Raw genomic sequence first — 7,197 nt, 5'->3', positions numbered from 1 at the left:
TGCCGGACGGACCGCCTCTCCGGGGCAACGCCCGCGGCGGACTCGGAAGACGCCGCAGACGCCGCCGGCCCGGCACCCGGGGCCGACAGGTCGGGCCGGACCACGGCGGGCGGAGACACGGCGGGCGGAGACACGGCGGGCCGGGCGGTCGAGGCTCCAGCGGCCGCAGGCGTGCCGGGCCGCGGAGCGGCGGAGGGCGGACCTGCGGCTGGAACCGCTCCGGTGATGGTCCGGGGCGGCGGGCTGGCGGGCATCGCGGCCGAGGTCGACGGGATGGTCGTCTCGTCGCGGGTGCTGTGGCCGCCGGCGCGCCGGTCGGGGCCCCGCCCGACCGGAGCCGAGCCGTCACCACCGCCTCGCTCATACCGGCTGGACGCTTCCGCGGTGGCGATCCCACGGCCGGGGCCGGGCCGTGGGATCGGGACGGCCGCGTCGGCGCGACCGGCGGGATCGGCAGGACTGGCGGGATCGGCCCGGCCGGCAGGACTGGCATGATCGGCGGGACCAGCGGCGGGCCGGCCAGCGGACTGACCAACCGGCCCCGATGTTCCGGTAACCGCGTGATCGGACTGCTCCGGGCGGCCGGAGGGCTCGCCGGCGCCGGAGTATCGCCCGGCGGCCTGCTGGTCCTCGGCCGGTCTGGTTTCGCCGCATCCGGGCAGGCCGGACGGGTCGATGACCACGGATGACCGTTCGAGGCGCCGCGGCCTGATCGGTGCGTCGACCGGGTCCATGCTGGCGATCGCCGCCTTGTTGTCGCTGCCGTCCACCACGACCTCCCGACTCGCTCGTCGCGCGACACGGCGGAACACCGGCAACCGGTTCCATCCTGGGAGGCCCCGCGCAACGACTCCGAGCGGGTAACACGGTAAAGCCTCACATCAGAGCAGAGGAGGCCTCTCCTCCTGAACAGCCGGAAAAAGACTTTTCAGGTATCGGTTAGTAGCATCCTCCCCCCGCTGTGACACGGGTGAAATCCCCGGCAGCCCCTGCTGCCCCCCGCGATGACCGCCACGTGCGGGCACCCCCGGAGGGGAACATCAGGGGCAGCACGGATGCGACCGGCGCCGGCTCCGTGGGTAAGCAAATGTTTCCGCGACGTTCAGTACGCGTCAACGGCGGGACGCCCGGGGGCGCGGCGTCAACGACGCAACGAAACCTTCATCGGCGCGAACATGGGGATGAGGCGCAGGGAACCACCGGCCGGGGAGCCCGGGGCGACCACGGAGGAAACAGTCGGCACCGCGATGGGACCGGCCGGACGGGCGTTGCCGCGGCCGTCCGCGACAGCGGCGCCGGTGACGGCGAGCATCAGCAGCGCGGCGGAGCTGAGCAGGGTGCGGCGCATGCTCGAACGCCCCTGGACGGGCCGCGGGGGTGGGGACGACGGCCGACGAAGCCGTCTGCGCGATCCGCCCGGCCCAGGTCCCGGCCGGTGGCCGGCCCCCGGGCTCGACGCGGCCCGGGGACCGCGCCCCGGCCCGCCAGGCAGATCGGGGGCTCTGCGGCGCGGCCTGCGCCGGGACGCCACCCGTTCGGGCGGCTGCGCCTCGGGCCGGCCGAGGTCGGCGGCGTCGGGCTGCTCGGGTTCCCGCCCGGACGGCAACGATGGCGAGGGTGGTGGACCGCCCGCGGTGCGGTTCGACTGCGGCTCGCCCGCGCCGGGCACGGCACCGGCGGACGGCACGGCACCGTTGGCGGGCACGGCTGCGGCGGCGGAAGCGGAACCGCGGGAGAGCATGGCATTGCTGGGAGAGGCCGTGCCGGTGGCCGCCTCGTCAGCGCGCGGGCGGTCGGGGCGCGGGGCGTCGAGGCGGCGCTCGGACCTGATCCGGCCGGTACGCGGCAGGGATCGGCGGCGCTCGGGCTCGGGGCGAGCCGGCCCCACCATCCCGGCACCGATGCGCAGCAGCCGGGCGGCGACATCATCGGGCAGCGCCGGATCACCGAGCGCGACCAACCGGGCCTTCACCTGGCGCAGCGCCACCACCTCACGCTGGCAGTCCGCGCAGCCGGCGAGATGAGCGAGCGCACGGTCCCGCGCGTCGTGATCAAGCTGGTGATCGATGAGGGGCGAGACCCGGTCGCCGAGATGCTCGGTCACGCGGGCCGCTCCGCAGGAGCACCACCCTTGCTCCCGGCGGGGACGGCTCCGCGCCGCCGCCCGCCCCTGCCACGCCCGTCGTCGCGGTTTCGTCGTGAGCCGGGTGAGGCGGCTGGCTGATCAGGTTCGGCACCGGCGGCGCCGGACGAATCATCCCGGCCGGCCGGGGCCGCGGAGCCGGCGTACATGTCGTCCGCGTCCTCGGCGGCGGCCAGCACGACGCCGTCAGCGGTGCGGGGCGCCCGGTCCGCCAGCGCCGCCCGCAGCATCGCCCGTCCGCGCGAGATCCGGCTGCGCACCGTGCCGAGCTTCACGCCGAGCGTCTGGGCGATCTCCTCATAGGAGAGCTGTTCGATATCGCACAGCACCACAGCGGCCCGAAAGTCGGGTGGCAGCGCTGCGAGCGCGGCCTCGACGTCGGCGTCGAGATGAGCCTCGGTGTAGACCGCCTCAGGGCTCGCCTCGCGCCCGGCCAGGCGCTCGGTGTCCTCGGGCAGCGCGTCGAAGCGGATCTTCTGCTGCCGGCGCATGCGGTCGAGGAAGAGATTGGTCGTGATCCGGTGCAGCCAGCCCTCGAAGGTGCCGGGCGTGTAGTCCGCCAGAGACCGGAACACGCGCACGAAAACGTCCTGCGTGAGGTCCTCGGCGTCGTGGGCGTTGCCGGTGAGACGGTAGGCCAGCCGGTAGACCCGGTTGCCGTGCTCGCGGACCACGTCCTCCCAGGATGGAGGCACCCAACCGGAAGCATCTGAGGTGGCGGCGGCGCCGGCGGCGTCGGAACCCGCCCCGGAGTCCTGTGCAGCCACGGCCGCCTCTCGGTCGGTTCGCGTCGAACGTACCCGACGAGCCGGCCAGGGAGCGGCGAATCCCGCTGCGGACACCGATGTTTCTCCCCTCGATCCTCGACACGATGCGCGTTGACCAGATGAACGCGCCTCTGTGCTCTCCCGTTCCCGTAGGCTGCGGATGTCATGCCGGACACCGACATCGGCGAGCTTGACTCCGCCGCCGCCTACGCCGAGGGCTTCCTGCTGGAAGACCCGATCCTTCGTGCTGCCCGCGCCCGCGCCGAGGAGGTCGGGATCGTCCCGGTCAGCCCGGGTGCCGGCGCGGTCCTGCGTTTCCTCGCCGCCGCCGTGAGTGCCCGCGCGGTCGTGGAGATCGGCACCGGTACCGGGGTCTCCGGTACCTGGCTTCTTCGCGGGATGCGGCCCGATGGAACCCTAACCACCATCGACGTCGAGGCCGAGCACCTTCGACTGGCGCGCCGCACCTACGCCGACGCCGGAATGGCGCCGGGCCGCAGCCGGCTCATCACAGGCCGTGCCCTCGACGTCCTCCCCCGCCTCACCGACGGCGCCTACGACCTGGTGTTCTGCGATGCCGACCGACGAGAGGGCACCGAGTACCTCACGCAGGCGCTGCGGCTGCTCCGCCCGGGCGGGGTGGTCGTGTTCGCCGGCGTGCTGGCCGAGGGCCAGGCTGCCGACCCCGGCGCCCGCGGCCCGGACGCGGTTGCTGTCCGCGAGCTCGCCACTGCCGTGCGCGATGACGTGCGACTCACCCAGATGCTCCTCACCACTGGCGGCGGCCTGCTGGTCGCAGTAGTCGCCAAATCCTCACCGGTCGGGTAGAGCCCGCGGGGGTAGCGGGGGTGCCCGCACAGGCCATCCGCCGGCCGGTCGTCCGTCCCGCCAGCCACTCGTCCGCCGCGGCGACCAGCGCCGGCAGCGTGACCCGACCCATCCCGCCCGGAGCCGCGACGCGCCGAGGGTCCGACCCGGGCGGCGCGTAAGGTGCCCTCAAGCGTGACATTTCGACGCCTTGGGGAGTGGATGGCACCGGCGGCCCGGGAGTACCGGCGCTACGACGACTTCGGCAGGTACGACGACGATGGTCGCGGTACCTACGCCGACCGCGGTGCCCGCGCCACTCGCGCCGATCAGGCCCGGCCCGTTGCCTATGAAGGTACCGGTGCCTACGAGGGTCACGGCGGCTACGGCGACCGCGGCCGGCACGAAGATCGCGGCGAGTACGAAGATCCTCGGACCTTTGGCGACCGCCGAGACTATGACGATCGCGGTGCCCACCATGGCCGTGATGCCCATGTCGGCCGTGATGCCCGCGATGCCCGCGATGGCTCTACCGACCGCGGTGCCTACGACGCCCGCGGCACGTACGGCGCTCCAGACGAGTACGGCGGCCGCGGAGACTACGGCGATCGCGGTATCCACCCCGGCCACGATGACCACACCGATCCCGGTGACCACTCCGACCGCCATGGTGGCGTTGGCCGTGACCACGCCGACCGCGGAACCTACGACGGTCCACGTGGCCAGTCCGGCCCCGGCGGCCGCGCCGGCCGCGGGGCCCACAACGACCGCGCTAGCACCACCGGCCGCACTAGCACCACCGGCCGCACTAGCACCACCGGCCGCACTAGCACCACCGGCCGTGCTAGCGACGTCGGCCGCGGGGGCGACGACGGTCGGGCTCGTCCCACCGGCGGCATGGTCTACCGTGATCGCGGGGGGTTCCACGATCGCGATCGGGATGCCGAGCCGCCTCCTGCGGCCACACGGAACGGCCTGCTGCCCTACGTCGCGTTCTTCCTGGTGGTGGCCGTCCTGGCCGGTGCCGCCGGGTACGCGCTGAACCGGATGGTGGGACCGGCGCACCGGGCTCGCACGGCGACGACGGCGAACCCACCCGGGGCGAGCCCGTCCGCGGCCGTCAGCTCGGGGTTCCCCACCGCCCCGACCGCCGCGCCCGACACTGTCGGCCCCGCCCCGGGCGGCCCCGGCGGCGGCCTGACGAACCTCACCGCCGAGCAGGTCGCGATCAGGCTGGCCGAGGCCGGCCTGCCGCTGCACACGACCGTCGTCTACACCGCCGCCACCGACCCCGACCGGCTACTGGGCACGGCAGGCGGCTATTCCAGCCGGATCGCGTTCAGCGACCCACGGGTCGGCTCGAACGAGGTGGCAGGGGCCCCGGCGGGGGCGATCGAGCGCGGCGGCGCCATCGAAGCGTTCCGCGACGCGGCGGCCGCCCAGCGGCGAGCCACCCGGCTCCTCACTGTCACCGAAAACAACCCTCTGATCACCGAGTACGTCTACGTGCGGGGCGGCGTGGTCGTCCGCGTCTCCCTGGTGCTGACCGAACAGCAGGCGAAGGGATACGAGGCGGCGCTGCAGCGGCTGGGCTCCTGAGCGCCCCGACCACTCGGGGCCGGGCGCGCCAGGGCCGGGCGAGCCAGGGCCGGCCACCGACCGGCGTCCGGCCGTTTACGCGGCACTGCCCCGCGGGGAAGGACTGTCCCATGAACATCCGGGAGTTCTACGGCGAGGATCCACGGCGGCAGGCCTCCACCGAGGTCCCGTTCGGGGACGGGTGGACCGACCAGCACGACGTCCACAGCACCTACCGGCTGAGCTGGGTTGAGGACACCCGGGAGATCTACTCGGTCCGCGAGCCGCACCCCGGCGGGATCCTCGCGCGTTACCTCGACCAGCTCCGCGTCGACCAGGCGGACGTCGACGAGCTGCGGGTCGAGATCCTCGCCGTGGCCGACCGTGATGCGGTCGAGACGGCACTGGCGGGCTGGCCCGCGGTGATGGACGAGCACAACAGCCTGCGCTGGGCCCGCCAGCAGCTCACCAGCCTGCACTCGGCCGGGGCCGCCTCCTGACCGGCGCTGCGACCGCCGGGAACCCGGCCGCTACCCGACCTGCGCTGAGACGCCTGCCGACGGGGCCGTGTCCGCCGACGGGACGGCGTCCCCCGACGGAACGATGTCCCCCGACGGGACGGCGTCCGCCGCCAGCCAGCTCAGCAGGGTACGGACCCCCCAGCCCGTGCCGCCGCGGCTGATCTCGCCGTCGTCGGAGTCGGACCGCGCCGTGCCGGCGATGTCGAGATGGGCCCACGGCAGCTTCCCGGCGAACTCGCGCAGGAACAGCGCGGCGGTGATGGACCCGCCGCCGACGTCCAGCGCCCGGCCGATGTTGGCCAGGTCCGCGACGGGTGAGTCGATCGCCGGCCGGTAGTCCTCGGTGAGCGGCAGGCGCCACACCCGCTCCCCGGCGGTCTCGGCGGCGGCGGCCAGCGCCGCGGCGAGGTCGTCATCGGAGCTGAACAGGCCGGCGGTGCGCCGGCCGAGCGCGATGGCGATCGCCCCGGTGAGGGTGGCCAGGTCGACGATGACGTCCGCGCCGAGCTCGCCCGCCGCGTAGGCGAGGCCGTCGGCGAGGACCAGGCGCCCCTCGGCGTCGGTGTTGAGCACCTCGACGGTCGTCCCGCCCCAGCAGGTGATGACGTCGCCGGGGCGCATGGCGTTGCCGCCGATCATGTTCTCCGCGAGGCAGAGCAGGCCGGTCACCCGACCGGGCACGCCGAGTGCCGGCAGCGCGGTCATCGCCCCCAGCACCGCGGCCGCGCCCGACATATCGGTCTTCATCCCGATCATCGATACGGCCGGCTTGAGCGAGAGGCCGCCCGAGTCGAACGTGATGCCCTTGCCGACGAGGACCCGATGACCGGCGACGAACCGCCCGCCCCCCGCCGCGGCGACGCCGTCGGCCCCGGAGGCCCCGGAGGCCCCGGCCCCGGGGGCCACAGGGGTCACGGGGGCCACAGGGGTCACGGGGGCCACAGGGGCATCCGTCGCGGACGACGCCGCGAGCCCGTCGTACTCGATCCGGACCAGCCGCGGTGGGCGTGGCGATCCCCGGCCGACGGCCCACAGCCCACCGAAGCCCTGCGCGGCGAGCTCCTGCGGGCCGAGCACGGTCGCGGTGAGGCCGGCCGCGGTCGCGATGCGCACGGCCCGGTCGGCGAGCCATTCCGGCGACTTCACCAGGCTCGGCGTGTTCACCAGATCACGGGCGATGTACACCCCGAGTGCCACGGCGTGGGCCGCCCGCAGCGCGGCGAGCGCTGCGGGGTCCGCCGCGCGGTCGGTGACCACGACCACCTCGCGCAGCGGCCCGCCGGCGGGCGCCGACGCTGCGACGCCCGCGTCCACGGCGGGGCCGGCGGCGTCGACGCCGTCGAGGCCGGCGTCGTCCACCGTGATCTCGTTGACGTTCAGG

Annotated in this window: 7 protein-coding genes; 3 read left to right on the top strand and 4 right to left on the bottom strand. The window is 74.5% G+C overall.

Translation table 11 applies throughout. The features are described from left to right. Positions 1 to 1,141: 1,141 nt before the first annotated feature. Together FRAQA3DRAFT_RS36350 and sigE are read right to left on the bottom strand one after the other, a co-directional pair. The gene (locus FRAQA3DRAFT_RS36350) at positions 1,142 to 2,104 is read right to left on the bottom strand and encodes an anti-sigma factor (RefSeq protein WP_009742080.1); all 963 of its coding nucleotides are present in this window, start codon (positions 2,102 to 2,104) and stop codon (positions 1,142 to 1,144) included. Beyond that, positions 2,101 to 2,910, bottom strand: a complete 810-nt coding sequence (sigE, locus tag FRAQA3DRAFT_RS26235; protein ID WP_009742079.1) for an RNA polymerase sigma factor SigE — start codon at positions 2,908 to 2,910, stop codon at positions 2,101 to 2,103. The genes FRAQA3DRAFT_RS36350 and sigE overlap by 4 nt, the downstream gene beginning before the upstream one ends. Before the next feature lie 165 nt (positions 2,911 to 3,075). On the opposite strand from sigE, the gene FRAQA3DRAFT_RS26230 reads away from it, so the two are divergent. Beyond that, positions 3,076 to 3,738, top strand: a complete 663-nt coding sequence (locus FRAQA3DRAFT_RS26230) for an O-methyltransferase (protein ID WP_009742078.1) — start codon at positions 3,076 to 3,078, stop codon at positions 3,736 to 3,738. Between the two features lie 168 nt (positions 3,739 to 3,906). Here the strand turns inward: FRAQA3DRAFT_RS26230 and FRAQA3DRAFT_RS35480 are convergent, their stop codons facing one another. Then, entirely contained in the window at positions 3,907 to 4,356 is a 450-nt protein-coding gene (locus FRAQA3DRAFT_RS35480) for a hypothetical protein (RefSeq protein ID WP_157467682.1), read from the bottom strand. A 258-nt stretch (positions 4,357 to 4,614) separates the two neighbouring features. Here FRAQA3DRAFT_RS35480 and FRAQA3DRAFT_RS31845 point away from each other — a divergent pair, with 258 nt between their 5' ends. Continuing rightward, positions 4,615 to 5,316, top strand: coding sequence for a hypothetical protein (locus FRAQA3DRAFT_RS31845; protein ID WP_009742076.1), 702 nt, complete (start codon positions 4,615 to 4,617; stop codon positions 5,314 to 5,316). A 110-nt stretch (positions 5,317 to 5,426) separates the two neighbouring features. Further along, positions 5,427 to 5,795, top strand: a complete 369-nt coding sequence (locus tag FRAQA3DRAFT_RS26215; protein ID WP_009742075.1) for a hypothetical protein — start codon at positions 5,427 to 5,429, stop codon at positions 5,793 to 5,795. Between the two features lie 30 nt (positions 5,796 to 5,825). Here the strand turns inward: FRAQA3DRAFT_RS26215 and FRAQA3DRAFT_RS33705 are convergent. Continuing rightward, positions 5,826 to 7,197, bottom strand: a 1,372-nt coding sequence (locus FRAQA3DRAFT_RS33705; protein ID WP_009742074.1) for a M17 family metallopeptidase, incomplete at its 5' end; no start/stop codon positions are given.

Source organism: Frankia sp. QA3 (assembly GCF_000262465.1).
GTDB lineage: Bacteria > Actinomycetota > Actinomycetes > Frankiales > Frankiaceae > Frankia.
The sequence above is the reverse complement of the archived record's forward strand: the minus strand, read 5'-3'. Positions and strand labels throughout refer to the sequence as shown.